We start from the raw sequence: 16,707 nt of genomic DNA, 5'->3' as shown, positions 1-16,707 counted from the left end.
GTTTACTTTGGGCCGATTCGACTAGGTTCGTTTGATGAGCGACAGGTAACAGGTGCAAAAAATGATTACTTAACTTTAACGCGAAAAGTGTCACCTATGTCTGTGGACTAAAGTGTTACCTATGTCCTTGACCTTTACACTTCCCCGCCTTTTTTTTAGACAAGTACATATAAAAAAGGAAGCCACTTGGCTTCCTTTTTTATAATTAGAGACAAAACTATCATTCAGGTTTTTACAACTATGTGCATTTTAAATTTGTAACAAGCACTTTACTAATCAGCTCACTTCGATCTTTTGCAATTTGTTTTGATGAAGCTTTAAATTTTGCACGCTCGCCTGACTTATATGCTTTAGACATGGCGGTGCTGTTGCCAATGGATGACCCATCTGCACTATAAAAACGCACATCCATCGTCAAAAATAAATTGCACGATTTTGAGTAAGTCACATAACCATTTAAATCAAACCGATCGCCCAATGTAGCTTCTAGCTTTAACTCTTCTAAAGTGGCAATCTTAGAAACATCAGGGCTTACCTCAATTTTGATATCTTGAAACCCATTACGTACTGAAGTGCGTAAATTATTAATACCATCCCGCACGGGATTGGCGCAGCCAAACAAAAAGCAGAGCGATAAAAGAGATAAAACTTTTTTCATGTTCATACCTTTTAAAAAAATAAGAAAAACAAGACAAACCCTCGCCATCTTTGGTTCTTTGCCTTGCCTACTTTGAAGCGTTTTAAAAACATGCTCTCGTTTCAGAGCAAAAGAATATCAAATTCTGCCCCAGCCGAGGAGAGGCTTCAAATACCGCATTACAACTATGCCCGTGCCTTATATAAAATCTCGGCTTAAGTACGGCCTGTTGCATCGTAAGCCACGCAGGCCACAACTCAAACTAGCGCTTTCACTGTATTTTTAAAAAAACTGGGTCCTTAATTATGCAAATAACTAGGATAAAAAATCTTTAAAATATTGTTGCTGAAATACCATAAAAATACTCTTTTACCCAGTCGAGTGCAGATTTCACAGTAATAAGCAAAGATCAACATTGTAAGTATATAAAGTAAGCAAAGAATAAATCAGCACATGAAAAAACCCGCCGTAGCGGGTTTGATCAATTGTAAGCACTACAATTAAAAATTATATTTTGCAGTGTAAATCATGGCATTTTGGTAAGAAGCAGAGCCTAACTTTTGATCGGCATAACGGTATTGCACGCCAGTGGTGAATTCTTTGCTGACATTCCACCAAAGAGAAACCGCACCATTTTGGCCGGTTGCATTACCCTTAGTTACGCCACCTGCGGGGCTGCCCATGGTCAAGTATTTATCATCACGATTAAATTCTGTTTCGTGCCATTGTGTAGCCATAAATGATTGACCAAACATTTGGAAGCTATAGCCAGCTACATAACCAGCCATCACGCCATTAGCGTGTGCGCCAATATTACTTTCAAACTGCTGATGACCACCAATAAATGGTTTAATCCAGAAATTACCACTGGAAAGGCTAGTGCCTAAGCCCAAAACGCGATTTTGGGTAAAGAATGATGAACCGGTGTCACGCAAATCATAAATATGTACATAAGCCTGAAGCGGTACAGCACCTAATTGCACTAAATTAAAACGACCTACGGCTTTAACAACAAGGCGACGATTCTCACGCGCATCTGTTTCGTCTGTACCCTTTGTTGGGTTTTCTACATCAAAGAAGCCATATGCCTCGCCCCAATCGCCACCAAAACCACCCTCAATTTCTAAAAGGGCAAAATCTTTTTTACCGGCAAATGCACCTGCGTTTGTGCGCTGCTCAGTACCATTAGACCAGTCTAAGTAGTTGACACTGACATTTTTAAATGACCAATCATTGCCAGCAAAGGCAGCAGGAGTAGCCAAAATACTGGCTGCGACTAAAATATTGCGAAGTTTCATAATAAGCTCATCATTAATTCAATAGAAATCTGTAGATACACATCCCTCTAAGCCAACTAGGGGAGCGCAGCATAACGAGTTTATTTACGCCAGTAAATAAAATACGTTTAAAAACCAGATTAATTGATTTTGCTGTGAATATTATTGATAAAACATAAGAAATGCGGATTATTACCCTAGCCCAAAAATAACGCATGACAAATAAATATTATGATATGTTCTTATTTTATATGAAAAATAATTGCAATAGATTAATACCCTTATATATTGCACGCTATTCTTATTACCTGAATGATGGCAAACAACAAGATCAAGCCCTATAGGCCACGCAGCCTACAGGGGCCTAATTAGCCCGCACACGCTTACTTCCAAACCACCAAAACGGCGCCACATGCTAAAATCCGCCGCATTCAATGCTCTGGAAAAAACCATGCAGATCGGTACACCTCTTTCAGCCTCAGCCACTAAAGTTATGCTGCTTGGCAGCGGCGAGCTTGGTAAAGAAGTCATCATTGCTTTACAAAGACTAGGCGTGGAAGTGATCGCCGTCGATCGCTACGCTGATGCACCCGGCATGCAAGTGGCGCATCGCAGCCATGTGATCAATATGGCCGATCCTATCGCACTACGCGCACTGGTAGAGTTGGAGCGCCCGCATTTAATCGTGCCAGAAATTGAAGCGATTGCTACCAGCGCCCTACTTGAGATTGAAGCCGATGGTCTTGCTACCGTTATTCCAAGCGCCCGCGCTACCCACCTCACGATGAACCGTGAAGGCATTCGCCGCCTTGCCGCAGAAGAGCTAGGTTTGCCGACCTCCAGCTATCAATTTGCCTCGTCCCTTGCTGAAATGCGTTCTGCCATCGCTGCAATTGGCCTGCCCTGCCTAATCAAGCCGGTGATGTCATCATCGGGCAAGGGCCAGTCTTTTATTCGCGAAGCGGCTGAAATTGACGCCGCATGGGAATACGCCGCCAGCGGTAGCCGTGTGAATCAGGGCCGCGTCATTGTAGAAGGCTTTGTGGATTTTGATTATGAAATCACCTTACTGACTGTACGCGCCTTAGGAGCGTCTGGAGAAATCGAAACCTTTTTCTGCGAGCCCATCGGCCACATCCAGAAAAATGGTGACTACGTAGAAAGCTGGCAGCCGCAAGCGATGCGCCCACTGGCATTAGAACGCGCACGCGATATTGCACAGAAAATCACCACCGATTTAGGTGGCCGCGGTCTATTTGGCGTTGAGCTATTTGTAAAAGGCGACGAGGTATGGTTTTCTGAAGTCAGCCCGCGCCCGCACGATACTGGCCTTGTTACCTTATCCAGCCAGCGCTTTTCAGAATTTGAGCTACACGCCCGCGCCATTTTAAATTTACCGATCGATGCCAGCCTGCGCGAGCCAGCAGCCAGCGCGGTGATTTATGGCGGTCTAGAAGAAACCGGCATTGCCTTCGAAGGCATCGAACAAGCCCTAGCCGTACCCCGTGCCGATCTACGCCTATTTGGCAAACCAGAAAGCTTTAGCCGCCGCCGCATGGGTGTGGCTTTAGCCGCGGGATTAAGCACAGATGAAGCACGCGAGCGCGCCAAGCTGGCCGCCAGTTTAGTTAAGCCAGTTAAGGGTTAAAGCATGCAAGAAATAGCAGCCATGACGCCTTACCAGCTATTAGGTGGTGATGCCGTCTTACGCCAGCTGGTCGAGCGTTTTTACGACATTATGTATACCGACCCACGCGCTAGCGGCATACGTGCCATGCACACCAACGACAGCAGCCTAATCCGGGATAAATTCTTTGATTTTTTATCTGGCTGGCTAGGCGGGCCACAGCGCTTTATTGAAAAACATGGCCACCCTATGCTGCGTGCGCGGCACATGCCGTTTGCTATTGGCGAAGATGAGCGCGATCAGTGGCTGATGTGCATGTTTCAGGCAATGGCAGAAATCCCAATGGAAAACGCATTACGTGATCACTTAGAAGATGCTTTTTATCGAACAGCTGACTTCATGCGTAATAAATAAGGCAAATCACCTTAAAAAACTCTAACCAAGCATGCAATAAACCCATTTAAATTAAGCGTCTGCAATTAACACCTGATAGACGCCAAACGCCTCTGCCAATACCGTATTCATACAATTGAATACGGTATTTTTTTACCCATAAATAATAAATTAAATACCCAATCTAACTTTTTATCGATTTAGCGTGCTTTTTGCTAGCAATACGCAAAATCAACTCTACAATCTAAAACAACTGCGTTCCTTTGGAGTCTCCCATGCTATCTAAATTTACAATCGCCGCAAGGCTAGTAGGTGGATTTGCCCTGCTTCTTATCTTACTCATCAGCGTGGGTGCACTCGGGCTATGGGGTTTAAATCGGCAAGCTAGCCTCACAGAAAACATGTTACAACATGATTTAAACTACTCACTAGATCTGATCGAAGCTCGCCATCAAGTCACTAATTTAAGGCGCTTTGAAAAAGATATTTTTCTAAACTTTGAAAACATTGAAAAAATTAAAGAATACAATCAAAAATGGGATGCAGCTCTAGAAAAAGCCAACGCTGCCATTAAAAGCGGGGCCGCCAATGCCAACGCTAGCGACGTACAAAAATTAAATGAGCTATCACAAAACCTCAAAACCTATGCCGATGGTTTTAATCGTATCGCCGATGAAGTAGAAGCCCAAAAGTATCAAAAAGCTGCAGATATTAACGCCGATTTTTCAAAATATAAAGAGCCTGTTCGTGCTATGCAAGAAGGGCTAACCACCTTAGCTGATGAAGCCATCGCTAAAGCAAAAGGCATGGAAAAAACCCTTGGTACCATTACCACAGCCACAATTAGCATCTCTATTACTTTAATGTTTATTGCCGTATTAATTGGCATAGCCAGTGCTTTCATTATTATTCGTAGCATCCGCAAACCACTCGCCGCATTACAAGCCACCATTAGCGAAATCGATCAAACTGGCAATTTAACGCTCAGGCTTGACCAAGCAGGGGTGGATGAAATTAGTCAGTCCTCTGCAGTCATTAATCGTCTCCTCATTAATATGAGTAAAGTCATTAGTGAATCACGCAAGAACTCTAGCCAGCTACTTAGCTCTGCTGGTGCCCTCTCGACAGCAGCAAAACAAATGACGGACTCGTCCGAAATACAATCTTCCGCATCGAGCGCCACAGCAGCGGCGGTTGAAGAGCTATCTGTTAGTGTAAATATGATTTCATCCAGTGCAGAAGGCTTAAACACCGAGGCAAGACAAGGCGCCTCTACCGCTGCCGAAGGCGCGCTTTCTGCTAACCGTACCGCCGATGAAATCCGTCAAATCGCCGAAAACATTAATCGCTCAGCAGCCGTAATCGACCAGCTAAACCAGCGCTCGGGTGAAATTGGCAGTATTGTTATGGTCATTAAAGATATCGCCGATCAAACTAATCTACTGGCCTTGAATGCCGCTATTGAGGCCGCCCGCGCAGGAGATTTAGGCCGTGGCTTTGCCGTGGTGGCCGATGAAGTCAGAAAACTGGCCGAGCGCACCACGCAAGCCACCAGCGAAATTACCGCCAAGATCGAAGCAGTACAAAGAGATACCGGCACCGCATCAGAGGGCATGCAACACGCCAGCCGCATGGTTGAAAGTGGCGTGCGCAACACACAAAGCGTAGCCGAATCATTAGCACATTTGGAGCAGCAATCCAAAAATACGGTGAGCGATATTGCCCAGATGGCCGATGCCATTGGAGAACAAAGCTCCGCCAGCCAAGATATTGCCAATAATATTGAGAAAATCGCCCAAGCCAGCGAAGAAAATCACGCCACGGCAAGCAGCACAAGCGAGCTATCCGAAGAGCTTCGCCAGATTGCCGTTACGCTCAACACCTTAATCAGTCAATACCACACTTGATAAGTAGCCGACAATAAGTTTTGCATCCTTTTAGCCCTGCCCATTCAAGCGTCATCTCCAAGTATTTTTGTTGGGGACCCAGAGTTTTTTGATGCCAGATCCCCTAGCTTCCCGCCTACGCGGGAATGACGAATTGGAATCAATCAGAGTCTCTTTAAATCCATAAAAAAACACCGCGGTTTATGCAAACAGCGGTGTTTTTTTATTCTACAAAGCTAAAAGCTTAGTCAGCTTGATAAGGATAAGGCTTTTGCCGCACTTTAGACTCTGCAGAGCGCGAACTCTCATCTAAATCTAGTGGCGCTTTATCCCACAAGAGCGCGCGGCCTTCAAGCTGGCCCTGAGCAACCTCAGGGTTATCACCCAAATAGCCTTGCATAAATTGCGTAAAATCTGAAACGTATTGTGTGTTCTTAAACATGGCAATCCACGTTAGTGTGACGAATACATTCATTATACCGCGTTCAGGAAAAATGGCAGCGCTGCCGCGTGTAATATTGGGTTAGCCGCTGCTAATACCCGTCCTTCACTATGAATATCTAAGTCTTGTCCCTGCCAATCGGTCATTTTGCCCCCTGCACCATTCACCACTGGCGCTAATGCAGCAAAATCATGCAGCTTTAAGCCCTCTTCCACCACTAACTCTAACCAACCACTGGCCACCTGCGCGTATAAATAGCCATCACCACCGTAGGTATTAAAACGACATTGCTCAGACAAACGCGCAAAAGCCGCCGCCCCCACATCCAAATATTGCGGCCCTGTAGTGCCCAGCCTTGCCGCTTGCAACTGCGTAATTTGATTTGCCACCACCGGCACACCATTGAGCCATGCGCCTTGATCTGTAATCCCCAACCAACGCTCATTTTGAATAGGCTGGTTAATCACACCCAGCACAGGTTTGCCGTGATGCAGCAAGCCAATCAGTGTCACAAACAATGCTCGCCCCACCGTAAACGATTTGGTGCCATCAATGGGGTCAAGCACCCACACCCATTCGGCATCTTCACGCTCACGGCCAAATTCTTCACCAATAATGCCATCTTGTGGGCGCGTTTTTTGAATCAGCTTACGCATCACACGCTCGGCTTCTTGATCCGCAATCGTCACAGGGCTGTGATCATTTTTATCGTCAATCACTAAAGGATGACGAAAATAAGGGCGAATCACCGCAGCACTCAGCTCCGCCAGCTGCTGTGCAAGAGCAATCATTTCATCAGGCAAGCGCATTTCAACTCCAAAGCAATCATCAATAGGCACAAAAAATAACATAAACCACGTCGAAATAATAATGGTTTTTATTTAGAAATAGATTGAATGCATTGTTTTTAATTATGAATTAAATATTACCCACCATAATCAACCATTTTGTTGAACGAAAAAAAGAATAATTCTTAATACATAAAGCAAATGCTTAACGGCATAATAAACAGTGGCAAAATACAAAAAAAAGAATAAAATACCACGTTAGCAGTAAAATTATAAAATGCTATATTCCATATAAAAAGGGAGAAAACCCCTAAAATCAAATCAAATCTAATTAAGAATTAATTAGATTTGATACTTTGGAGAATACATAATGCAAGGCAGCAAACTCGTCTTAAGCTCGCTCAATAGCGTACTTGGCAATGAATTAATCGCCATCAATCAATTTTTCTTACACGCACGTATGTACCGAAACTGGGGCTTAAAAAAGCTAAATGATGCGGTTTATCACGAATCGATTGATGCCATGAAACGCGCAGACAAGCTAATTACGCGCATCCTGATGCTAGAAGGCCTGCCTAATCTACAACAGCTCGGCAAGCTCTATATCGGCGAAAACACCCCTGAAATGCTAGCGTGTGATTTAAAACTCGTCAGCGCCCACCTCACCACTTTACGGCTAGCCATTGAAACCTGTGAGCTAGAGCAAGATTATGTCTCACGCGATATCCTAGAAGATCTCCTTGAGGACGAAGAAGAATACGTTGATTGGCTAGAAACCCAAGCCGAGCTACAAGTTTCGCTGGGCTTACCTAATTATCTCCAATCACAAATCGAAGCCTAAGGAAGATCATCATGCAAGGCAAAAACAATGTAATCGCAGGCTTAAAAGAGTTACTGGTCACTGAACTGACTTCTGTTGACCAGTATTTTGTACATAGCCAGATGTATCATAATTGGGGCTATAGCAAGCTCTATGAGCGCATCGATCATGAGCGCCAAGATGAGATTGGCCATTCCACGCTGCTTATTGCACGCATTTTATTCTTAGGCGGGATCCCTGATGTGGCGGGCCGTGATGCGCTACGCATTGGTGCAGATGTACCTGCCATGCTGCATAACGATCTACTCACTGAATATGATGTAGCTACCGCACTAAAACGCGTTATTGCCATCTGTGAGCAAGAACAAGATTACGTCACCCGTAATATGTTGATCAAACTCTTAGATGATACCGAACAAGATCATGCGCATTGGTTAGAACAACAATTGGGCCTAATCAAGGCCATTGGCCTACCTAATTATTTGCAATCCCAGTTATAAGAGCTACTTTCAAGCACAAAAAAACGGGCCTTGCGCCCGTTTTTTTATGTTTCACAACAATTAATGCTTACCTGTACTACCAAAACCACCCGCACCGCGGTCTGATTCGGAAAATTCATCCACCAGATTAAAATTCACCTGTACCACCGGCACAATCACCAGCTGTGCGATGCGCTCCATTGGCTGAATAGTAAAAGGCACTTGGCTACGATTCCATACCGAGACAAAAATCTGCCCTTGATAATCTGAATCAATCAACCCCACCAAATTACCCAACACAATTCCGTGCTTATGCCCAAGGCCTGAGCGAGGCAAAATCATCGCCGCTAAGCCTGGATCATCCAAATGAAGAGCCAGACCCGTTGCCACCAGCTGAGTAGCACCAGGCGCCAGCACCATAGGTACATCAAGGCAAGCACGCAGATCCAAGCCAGCCGAACCTTTAGTTGCATATTGCGGCAGGTTGTCTTTCAGCCGCGTATCTAAAATTTTTACATCAATAACAGACATTTTGTTTACCTTTTTTGATACAACCGAGCGATATGAGCGATCAAACGACGCGCCACATCCAGCTTAGGGGCGCGAGTTAAACGGGTTTCTCCGTCATCATCAAGCAAAATAATTTCATTATCATCTGCGCCCATCGCGTTTTGCACTAAATTTGCTGCGAGCAGCGGTAGTTTTTTACGCCGACGTTTGGCTTCAGCGTATTCCAGCAGGTTTTCAGATTCGGCAGCAAACCCCACACAAAAGGGTGGATTATCTCTGGCGGTGATATTAGCCAAGATATCTGGGTTGGGCCCCAGCTCCAGCGTCAAAATATGTGCGTCTTTCTTAATTTTTTGCTCAGATGGATTGAGCACATAATAATCAGATACTGCCGCAACACTAATAAAGATATCTGCCTCATCCACCTCGGCATTCACCGCTTGCAACATTTCCTCGGCACTTTGCACGTCAATCCGTCGGCAGCCTAAAGGCGTAGCCAAAGCGGTTTCCCCTGAAACCAGCACCACATCTGCACCAGATTCCCAAGCCGCACGTGCAATGGCGTAGCCCATCTTACCCGAGCTACTATTAGTAATACCGCGCACTGCATCAATCCGCTCAAACGTAGGCCCAGCAGTAATCAATACACGCTTACCTGCCAATAACTTAAGCTGAAAAAAAGCCTCAATATGCTGCAGCAAGTCATCTGGCTCTAGCATTCGTCCAAGCCCCACCTCACCACAGGCCTGCTCGCCCTCTCCCGGCCCTAAAATTTGCACGCCATCAGCCATCAACTGCGCCACATTGCGCTGATTAGGTGGGTTCTCCCACATTTGCCGATTCATGGCGGGGGCCAGCAATAGCGGACAATCTCTTGCGGCTACCATCGTAGACAGCAAATCATTAGCAAAGCCCTGAGCCACCTTGGCCATAAAATCAGCCGTCGCTGGTGCCACCACAATGGCGTGGGCACCGCGGGTTAAATCGATATGCGCCATATTATTAGGCGCACGCCCATCCCATAAATCCACAAAAACAGGGCGGCCCGATACCGCTTGAAACGTCACCGACCCTACAAATTGAGTCGCCGCTTCCGTCATCACCACCTGTACTTCATAAGACGCTTTGGTCAGCAACCGCACCAGCTCAACCGATTTATACGCGGCAACACCACCCGTTACCCCAAGTACGATGCGTTTTTGGCTCATAGTAAGCACCTTTTCAATCATATACAGCCATTAGTTTAACTGAGGATAGACTATGGCATTAACCGTAATAATATTTTGCAATGCAAGATTTTAGTCAGCAAGCTGCAGCCCTAGACTATTTAACACTTATTATAAATGGCTGTTTTAATGACAAACCAACAAGATAAAAAATAAATTATTTATAAAAATCAAAAAAATACAAACAAACAGCGCATTGTGATTCGTTTTAAATCAATTACTTAATATAAACAAACCAAGAAAAGACCTAATTAAAATATTGAGTAATTTTCATGGACTAAATATCGTTGTGCATAACCGAAGTTACATAAACCGCTGCCCCACCTGCCTAGGTGTAAATCCAAACTCGCGCTTAAACGCCGTCGCAAAATTTGCGGGGCTGTTATAGCCCGCAAGCAAGGCGGCGTCCAATACGCTGCATGAATCACGCTCAAGCACACGCCGTGCTTCTTGCAATTTATGCCGCCGCAGCCACGTGATAATGCTTACACCATAGATGGCTTGGAACTCTCTTTGTAATGTGGTGGTGTTACTCCCTAAATTCTGCGCCATTTGCTCTAGTGACATCTGGCCAGCCACATCGGATTGTAATAGCTCTAATAGCTGAGCCACCCGGTGCCGTGAACGGGCCTTCAGTGGCACGGTTTGTTTAAGCTGATTTAAGGCGAACAGGATCAGCTCAAGTGAATGGCATTCACGGTGAATTTTTTGTAAATAGGGGCTGTCATATATAGGTTGCAGCAGGCCTTCGGCAAGCCGTAAGAATGCCCGATCAGGATTTAACGTGCGATGGGCTAAGTGTTGTGAGCAGAAGCGCTCCACACTTTTAAAATCCGCCATTGAGGATAGCCCCCCCTCCTCAAACCAGCTTTGTTCCAAAGCAAGTACAACCTGTCGCTGATACCCACCCTGCGCAATCTGCCGCTTCAGCAGCTCTTCCTCCAGACTCGACACCAGCACGCAGCGATTACTCGCCCCCAGCTCTAAAGGCAGCGAACCAAAGCAGGCATCCACTTTACCCTCCAGCATAATGATTAGCCTTAGCCCAGGGCTTAGCGGCCCCTCACTATCGTGCGCCTGTAAAAACTCGACTTCATTACCGTGCAAAGACAGCCCTGGTCGTAAATCTTCGACAATAAACCGCCCGCGAAGTAAGGCCCCCTGCTGCGGCACATTCTGCGCTTCATCGCCAAACAAATGATCTAAGTCAGCCTGATGAAAATCAACCTCGCGTTTACCCATTTCCTAACCTAGTTTTTTATGCCCGCAATCACCAAGCGATAGAAAGAAAAACCACTCTCCACGCAAAGATTTTGTTGTCTTACGCAAAGGACAGCCTGCACAGCTTGTGTAAAAATGCCATCATTCTAATGAAAACAATTCTCATTTAAAAGATAAGAATGCTTACGGAGTGTTTGCTATGCCCCCTTTACCCTTACGCAGCTTAGTTGTGCTCTTACCCCTTGCATTCAATGTTTATGCTGAAGATATCGTGCAATTGCCAGCCGTACAGGCCATTGCACAAACCCCCAGCCAAGACGGCACAGTAGAGCGCGCTCAGCTAAAAGAAAGCCAAGCGCGTGATTTGCACGATATGTTTAAGCAAGACGCAGAAATCAGCGTCAGTGGCGGTAGCAATCCTGTCGCGCAAAAGGTTTATATCCGCGGCATGGAAGAATCGATGCTGAATGTATCGATTGATGGTGCCACACAAAATAATCACCTCTACCATCACCAAAGCACTCTGGTGATTGATCCGGCTTTAATTAAGCGCGTCGAAATCGAAAAAGGCACGGCGGCAGCCAGTGCAGGGCCTGGTGCTTTAGGCGGGGCGATTCGTGTGCTCACCCTTGATGCCAGCGATTTATTAAGCGAAGGCCAAAACACCGGCGCACTGCTCTCTGGTGGCCTAATGAGTAATAAGGGCTGGAAAACCGGAGCCACCGTTTACGGCCGCTTTGGCAGCGTAGATGGCTTAATATCTGCCAGCCATCTAGATTTATCCGACTACCAAAGCGGCGGTGGGATTGATGAAATAAATTCCGGCTCCAAACAGCGCAATCTATTAATTAAATTGGGCGCAAATATCAGCGAAAGCCAACGCCTCTCGCTCAGCCATCAAGCCACGGAAGACAAAGGCACCCGCTATCTACGTGCCAATATGGTCGGCTTTAAGCACCCCGTTTTACCTAACGAAGCCATGCCGCAAAGCCTGCTGCGCAACACCACCTCATTAAAATATGATGGCAAAGACTTTGGCCCGATCTCCCGTATTGAATCGACCCTTTATCAATCTAAAGTAGAAGGCGATCGCACCAATAAAGCTGGTGAATACAGCAGTGAATCCATCACCACCCAAGGCCTAGATATTGGCTTAAAAAGCGCCATTGGCGAGCACCTGCTTAAGTACGGCGTAAACTTACGCAAAGAAAACTCACAAACCAATCAAATCCGTGACCCTTACCAAAATACTGGCTCAGGTAAAGAAGAAAGCACCGTTGCGGGTGGCTATGTTGAAGGTCTACTCGACTTTGGCAAGGTAAACCTGTCTGCAGGTCTGCGCTATGATCGCTACGACTACACTGATAACCATAATCAAAACTTCAAAAGTAACGGCTTCTCACCAAGCGCCGGAGTGAGCTGGCAAGTCATCGATAGCCTGCAGCTAAAAGCAGGCTACGCTAAGGCATTGCGTGGCGTAGGCTTAAATGAAGTCTTTTTACTCGATATGATTGCTTGGGCAAATGCGCCAAAAATTGAGGCAGAAAAAGCCAGTAATTCTGAAGTGGGCTTTGTCTTTACAAACAAAGGCTTCACTCTGAGCGGTAATTTATTCCAACAAAATATCGACAACTTCATTGATGTCGACACTTGCACGGCTAACCCCGATGCAGATTGCCGTATGAATGTGGCCGATGTGGACATCAAGGGCTACGAGCTGCGTTCTGAATATCGCGAGGGTAATTTGCGTATCGGCCTATCTGTTGCAGAAAGCAAAAGTGATCGCGATGGTAAGCCATTTAGCGATGGTGATCAGGGCTTAGGTACCAGCTATGGCCGCTCATGGACGACCCATGCTGCTTACGACATCCCTACTTATAGCCTGCAACTTGGCTGGCAAGGTCGTTTTGTTGAAGCTTTAGACTACACCCCCGTCGCCAGCACTATGCCGATGACCAAAGCAGGCTTTGGCGTAAACGATCTGTATGTAAACTGGCAGCCACTCAAAAAAGATACGCTTAATCTGCGCTTTGCCGTTAAGAATGTGTTTGATCAGCAGTATTACGATCAAGCCACCTTTGCCTATCATGCCCGCTTGAAAAAAGTCTTAGGCCACCCTGAAGCAGGCCGCGATATCCGTATTGAGGCCAGCTATAAGTTCTAAACCTGCGCTTATCCCCTAAGTACAAACAACGCTGATAGGGAGAGTTGCTGCGCCTATGCGCAGCAACTCACTTAAACACCTACACTAAGCGCTGGATATAACGGCGTTTACGTGATGGCAATTACCGATTGGCCCGAAGACGAGCGGCCCCGAGAAAAGCTCTTAGCACATGGTGCTGAAAGCCTCAGTGATGCCGAGCTATTAGCTTTATTTTTACGCGTTGGGGTAAAAGGCAAAAGCGCGGTTGATTTAGCCCGCGATTTACTGCTGCACTTTGGCTCACTAGAAAAACTATTCCAAGCACCACTCGATACGCTTTGCCAAGTACGCGGCATGGGTGCCGCTAAATACTGCCAATTGCAAGCCGTATTAGAAATGGCGAAACGCGCATTGAGTGAGAAACTACGCACTGTCGATGCCTTTACCTCCCCCGCCTCAGTAAAAGCATTTTTGCAGCTGCGCTTACGCGGGCTAGATCATGAAGAGTTTCATGCGCTATTTCTAAATACCGCACACCAGCTAATCAGCGCGGAGACCTTATTTAAAGGCTCGCTGTCAGAAACACGCATCTACCCGCGAGAAGTGGCAAGGCGCGCCTTAGCGCTCAATGCTGCAGCAGTGATCGTGGCGCATAACCACCCCTCAGGCAGCCCCAAGCCATCGGATGCGGATATCCATATCACCCAACAATTGCGCCATACTTTAGAGATTATCGACGTGAGCTTACTCGACCACTGTATTGTTGCTGCGCATCAGGTCATTTCTATGGCAGAACAGGGCCTACTCTAAGTCAACAAGGCCAAACAACCACACTCCTTAGCTAGGCAGGGGCTAAATCAGCCTCAATCTCTACGACACATGCCACATGGGTAAAAATACCAAGTAAAAGACTCTGTTGCGCCTTAGATACAGCTCACTGCTATTTCCCGAAATTCGATTGCGAGCGTAATAGTGAATAGCCTTTAATAAGGCAGGCATCGGCCTGCGACGCAATCATAAACACCAAGGAAGAAATGATATGACTTTTGCACGTTACAGCCTTATCGCGGCAGCCATCCTGACTTTAGGCGCATGTGGCAAACAAGAAGCCCCCAAGGAAGTCGCCAGCCAAGCAGCCGCTGAAACAGCGAAACCCACCACCAGCAGCGGTGACACCGTAAAAATCGCCCACTCTGCACCGCTTACCGGTAATAACGCCCACTTTGGTAAAGACAACGAAAATGGCACGCGTATGGCCATCGATGAAGTCAACGCTGAAGGCGGTGCCGACATTGGCGGCAAGAAAATCAAATTTGAATTGGTTTCAGAAGACGATCAGGCCGATCCTAAAACAGCAACCACCGTGGCTCAACGCTTTGTCGATATGAAAGTGGCAGGGATTATCGGCCACATGAATTCTGGCACCACCATCCCCGCTTCAAAAATCTACGCTGACGCGGGTATTCCACAAATCTCCCCTTCTGCCACCGCCGTGGCTTATACCGCTCAAGGCTTTAAATCCGCTTTTCGCGTGATGAGTAATGATGCGCAGCAGGGCAAGGTCTTGGGTGACTTTGCAGTTAAAAAATTGGCAGCTAAGAAAGTAGCCATCATTGATGACCGCACAGCTTACGGCCAAGGCTTAGCTGATGAGTTCGAAAAAGCCGCTAAAGCCGCAGGGGCTGAAGTAGTAAAACGCGAATTCACCACCAACCAAGAAACCGACTTCAACGCTATTTTGACCAGCATTAAAGGTGCAAAACCTGATCTGGTATTTTACGGCGGTATGGATGCTCAAGCCGCCCCGCTTAAAAAACAAGCTAAAAAGCTGGGTATTGCCGCCAAAATCATGGGCGGCGATGGCACACAAACCCCAGAATTTATTAAATTAGCGGGTGCTGACTCTGAAGGTATGATTTCTTCAAGCCCAGGCCAATCCAAAGAAAGCATGCCAGGTGGCGCAGAATTCTTAGCCAAATTTAAAGCTAAGTTTGGTGTAGAAGTTAATCTCTACGCACCTTACAATTATGATGCTACCAAAGTAATGATTGAGGCCATGAAAAAAGCCGGCTCCACTGAGCCGGCAAAATACCTGCCTGAATTACAAAAAATTGAATACAAGGGCGTAACCGGCATCATCAGCTTTGATGAAAAAGGCGATATCAAAAATGGCCCTATCACCGTCTATCAAGTGAAGGGTGGCAAGTGGGAAGTGATTGAAGTTGTTGCAGGTGAAGCTAAGTAATCTATAGCTTTCATACAAATGTCATCAAAAAAGGCGACCCTTGCGTCGCCTTTTTTTTAAATTACAAAACAATAGCCGCTTAAGCCTAGTCAGTGGCTAGCGAAGAGCCTAGGCTTGTTCTAGGATAAAGACGGCATTAACATAAAATGCAGGCAATACGGGAGAGCAGCATGAAACTTGAAGAAGTTTTCGAACAAACACACAAACTACCCACCATCCCCAAAGTTGTTCAAGAGCTAATAGATAGCTTTAGTAAAGATGATATTGATATTGAAACCATTGCAAAAAAAATCGCACTAGATCAAGTCATTACCGCAAAAGTGCTACGTTTAGCTAATTCCGCCCACTTTGGTGCTTCCAGACAAATTGCCTCTGTCAACGATGCCGTTGTGGTGCTCGGATTTAACACCGTACGAACTTTGGTAGTGGCCTCTGGTGTAACGGGTGCTTTTATCACCACGCCCGGCTTTGATCGCAAACGTTTCTGGAAACACAGCCTGCGCGTTGCAACACTGGCCAAATGGATCTCTAAATTAGCCAAATTTAATGGTGAAATCGCCTTCACCACCGGCATGATTCATAGCATTGGTGAGATGCTCATTCATATTGTGGCACCTGAGCTAGCCGTAAAAATTGATCAATATGTAGACAATGGTGCTGCAGATCGTGTCGCCCTAGAAACCAACAACATTGGCTTTGACTATGTGATGGTGGGTGAAGAGCTAGCTAGACGTTGGAATTTTCCAGTGGACATCCAAATGGCCGTAAAATACCAAAACACGCCCAACGAGCAAGAACCACCATCTAAATTAAGCCATATTCTGCATATTGCCCTGCATATCGCCCAAAAAGAAACCGATGTTAATACCAGCGAAGAATGGGCTGCAAGCTTGCCAACGGCGTCATTTGCCTTCTTAGGCGTAGATATAGCTGCATTTAGCCTTCAACTAGAAGAAATCACCGACCTAGGCTCAGGCATGGAAGAAATGATTGCTTAACCCCTCAAGTTAATC

16 protein-coding genes are annotated in these 16,707 nt (G+C 46.1%); 9 read left to right on the top strand and 7 right to left on the bottom strand.

The genetic code is table 11. The annotated features are described in order from the left end of the window. Positions 1-238: 238 nt before the first annotated feature. Both Q0R17_RS19870 and Q0R17_RS19865 read right to left on the bottom strand, forming a co-directional pair. Positions 239-658, bottom strand: coding sequence for a hypothetical protein (locus Q0R17_RS19870; protein ID WP_293938265.1), 420 nt, complete (start codon positions 656-658; stop codon positions 239-241). 479 nt (positions 659-1,137) lie between these two features. Then, entirely contained in the window at positions 1,138-1,935 is a 798-nt protein-coding gene (locus Q0R17_RS19865) for an outer membrane protein OmpK (protein ID WP_293938263.1), read from the bottom strand. A gap of 391 nt (positions 1,936-2,326) precedes the next feature. Here Q0R17_RS19865 and purT point away from each other — a divergent pair, with 391 nt between their 5' ends. From purT to Q0R17_RS19850, 3 genes are all read left to right on the top strand, one after another. After that, on the top strand, positions 2,327-3,562 hold the full coding sequence (purT, locus tag Q0R17_RS19860) for a formate-dependent phosphoribosylglycinamide formyltransferase (RefSeq protein ID WP_293938261.1): 1,236 nt from the start codon (positions 2,327-2,329) through the stop codon (positions 3,560-3,562). 3 nt (positions 3,563-3,565) lie between these two features. After that, entirely contained in the window at positions 3,566-3,955 is a 390-nt protein-coding gene (locus tag Q0R17_RS19855; protein ID WP_293938259.1) for a group II truncated hemoglobin, read from the top strand. A gap of 254 nt (positions 3,956-4,209) precedes the next feature. Continuing rightward, entirely contained in the window at positions 4,210-5,841 is a 1,632-nt protein-coding gene (locus Q0R17_RS19850; RefSeq protein ID WP_293938257.1) for a methyl-accepting chemotaxis protein, read from the top strand. A gap of 223 nt (positions 5,842-6,064) precedes the next feature. Here the strand turns inward: Q0R17_RS19850 and Q0R17_RS19845 are convergent, their stop codons facing one another. Both Q0R17_RS19845 and Q0R17_RS19840 read right to left on the bottom strand, forming a co-directional pair. Further along, positions 6,065-6,295, bottom strand: coding sequence for a DUF3460 family protein (locus Q0R17_RS19845; RefSeq protein ID WP_293938255.1), 231 nt, complete (start codon positions 6,293-6,295; stop codon positions 6,065-6,067). Next, positions 6,295-7,071: an inositol monophosphatase family protein gene (locus Q0R17_RS19840; protein WP_293938253.1), complete on the bottom strand. Its 777-nt coding sequence runs from the start codon at positions 7,069-7,071 to the stop codon at positions 6,295-6,297. Before Q0R17_RS19840 ends, Q0R17_RS19845 begins: the two co-directional genes overlap by 1 nt. A gap of 349 nt (positions 7,072-7,420) precedes the next feature. Between Q0R17_RS19840 and bfr (Q0R17_RS19835) the strand changes: the two genes are divergently transcribed. Next, the gene (bfr, locus tag Q0R17_RS19835; RefSeq protein WP_293938251.1) at positions 7,421-7,891 is read left to right on the top strand and encodes a bacterioferritin; all 471 of its coding nucleotides are present in this window, start codon (positions 7,421-7,423) and stop codon (positions 7,889-7,891) included. 11 nt (positions 7,892-7,902) lie between these two features. Beyond that, positions 7,903-8,370 carry a bacterioferritin gene (gene bfr / locus Q0R17_RS19830; protein WP_293938249.1) on the top strand — a complete coding sequence of 156 codons (468 nt, stop codon included), beginning with the start codon at positions 7,903-7,905 and terminating at the stop codon, positions 8,368-8,370. Between the two features lie 60 nt (positions 8,371-8,430). On the opposite strand, the gene dut is transcribed toward bfr (Q0R17_RS19830), so the two are convergent. The 3 genes from dut to Q0R17_RS19815 all read right to left on the bottom strand — a co-directional run bounded on the left by dut (position 8,431) and on the right by Q0R17_RS19815 (position 11,327). Beyond that, positions 8,431-8,880, bottom strand: a complete 450-nt coding sequence (gene dut / locus Q0R17_RS19825) for a dUTP diphosphatase (RefSeq protein WP_293938247.1) — start codon at positions 8,878-8,880, stop codon at positions 8,431-8,433. A 5-nt stretch (positions 8,881-8,885) separates the two neighbouring features. Continuing rightward, a complete protein-coding gene (coaBC, locus tag Q0R17_RS19820) occupies positions 8,886-10,067 on the bottom strand; it encodes a bifunctional phosphopantothenoylcysteine decarboxylase/phosphopantothenate--cysteine ligase CoaBC (RefSeq protein WP_293938245.1) in 1,182 nt (393 codons plus the stop codon). Positions 10,068-10,388: 321 nt separating this feature from the next. Next, positions 10,389-11,327 carry an AraC family transcriptional regulator gene (locus tag Q0R17_RS19815; RefSeq protein WP_293938243.1) on the bottom strand — a complete coding sequence of 313 codons (939 nt, stop codon included), beginning with the start codon at positions 11,325-11,327 and terminating at the stop codon, positions 10,389-10,391. A gap of 178 nt (positions 11,328-11,505) precedes the next feature. Here Q0R17_RS19815 and Q0R17_RS19810 point away from each other — a divergent pair, with 178 nt between their 5' ends. The 4 genes from Q0R17_RS19810 (at position 11,506) to Q0R17_RS19795 (ending at position 16,692) form a co-directional block, all read left to right on the top strand. Then, entirely contained in the window at positions 11,506-13,470 is a 1,965-nt protein-coding gene (locus Q0R17_RS19810; RefSeq protein ID WP_293938241.1) for a TonB-dependent receptor domain-containing protein, read from the top strand. 114 nt (positions 13,471-13,584) lie between these two features. Continuing rightward, positions 13,585-14,259, top strand: coding sequence for a DNA repair protein RadC (gene radC, locus Q0R17_RS19805; RefSeq protein WP_293938239.1), 675 nt, complete (start codon positions 13,585-13,587; stop codon positions 14,257-14,259). A 229-nt stretch (positions 14,260-14,488) separates the two neighbouring features. After that, positions 14,489-15,694, top strand: a complete 1,206-nt coding sequence (locus Q0R17_RS19800; protein WP_293938237.1) for a branched-chain amino acid ABC transporter substrate-binding protein — start codon at positions 14,489-14,491, stop codon at positions 15,692-15,694. 170 nt (positions 15,695-15,864) lie between these two features. Beyond that, positions 15,865-16,692, top strand: a complete 828-nt coding sequence (locus tag Q0R17_RS19795) for an HDOD domain-containing protein (protein ID WP_293938235.1) — start codon at positions 15,865-15,867, stop codon at positions 16,690-16,692. Positions 16,693-16,707 lie beyond the last annotated feature (15 nt).

The sequence above is a fragment of the Iodobacter sp. genome, from assembly GCF_025352645.1.
Lineage (GTDB): Bacteria > Pseudomonadota > Gammaproteobacteria > Burkholderiales > Chitinibacteraceae > Iodobacter.
Note: the sequence above shows the minus strand (reverse complement) of the source record. Positions and strands in the feature narration are given on the sequence as shown.

Coding starts and splice junctions, on each gene's coding strand:
- Q0R17_RS19870 (WP_293938265.1), bottom strand. CDS start 658: ATGAAAAAAGTTTTATCTCTTTTATCGCTCTGCTTTTTGTTTGGCTGC.
- Q0R17_RS19865 (WP_293938263.1), bottom strand. CDS start 1,935: ATGAAACTTCGCAATATTTTAGTCGCAGCCAGTATTTTGGCTACTCCT.
- purT (WP_293938261.1), top strand. CDS start 2,327: ATGCTAAAATCCGCCGCATTCAATGCTCTGGAAAAAACCATGCAGATC.
- Q0R17_RS19855 (WP_293938259.1), top strand. CDS start 3,566: ATGCAAGAAATAGCAGCCATGACGCCTTACCAGCTATTAGGTGGTGAT.
- Q0R17_RS19850 (WP_293938257.1), top strand. CDS start 4,210: ATGCTATCTAAATTTACAATCGCCGCAAGGCTAGTAGGTGGATTTGCC.
- Q0R17_RS19845 (WP_293938255.1), bottom strand. CDS start 6,295: ATGAATGTATTCGTCACACTAACGTGGATTGCCATGTTTAAGAACACA.
- Q0R17_RS19840 (WP_293938253.1), bottom strand. CDS start 7,071: ATGCGCTTGCCTGATGAAATGATTGCTCTTGCACAGCAGCTGGCGGAG.
- bfr (WP_293938251.1), top strand. CDS start 7,421: ATGCAAGGCAGCAAACTCGTCTTAAGCTCGCTCAATAGCGTACTTGGC.
- bfr (WP_293938249.1), top strand. CDS start 7,903: ATGCAAGGCAAAAACAATGTAATCGCAGGCTTAAAAGAGTTACTGGTC.
- dut (WP_293938247.1), bottom strand. CDS start 8,880: ATGTCTGTTATTGATGTAAAAATTTTAGATACGCGGCTGAAAGACAAC.
- coaBC (WP_293938245.1), bottom strand. CDS start 10,067: ATGAGCCAAAAACGCATCGTACTTGGGGTAACGGGTGGTGTTGCCGCG.
- Q0R17_RS19815 (WP_293938243.1), bottom strand. CDS start 11,327: ATGGGTAAACGCGAGGTTGATTTTCATCAGGCTGACTTAGATCATTTG.
- Q0R17_RS19810 (WP_293938241.1), top strand. CDS start 11,506: ATGCCCCCTTTACCCTTACGCAGCTTAGTTGTGCTCTTACCCCTTGCA.
- radC (WP_293938239.1), top strand. CDS start 13,585: ATGGCAATTACCGATTGGCCCGAAGACGAGCGGCCCCGAGAAAAGCTC.
- Q0R17_RS19800 (WP_293938237.1), top strand. CDS start 14,489: ATGACTTTTGCACGTTACAGCCTTATCGCGGCAGCCATCCTGACTTTA.
- Q0R17_RS19795 (WP_293938235.1), top strand. CDS start 15,865: ATGAAACTTGAAGAAGTTTTCGAACAAACACACAAACTACCCACCATC.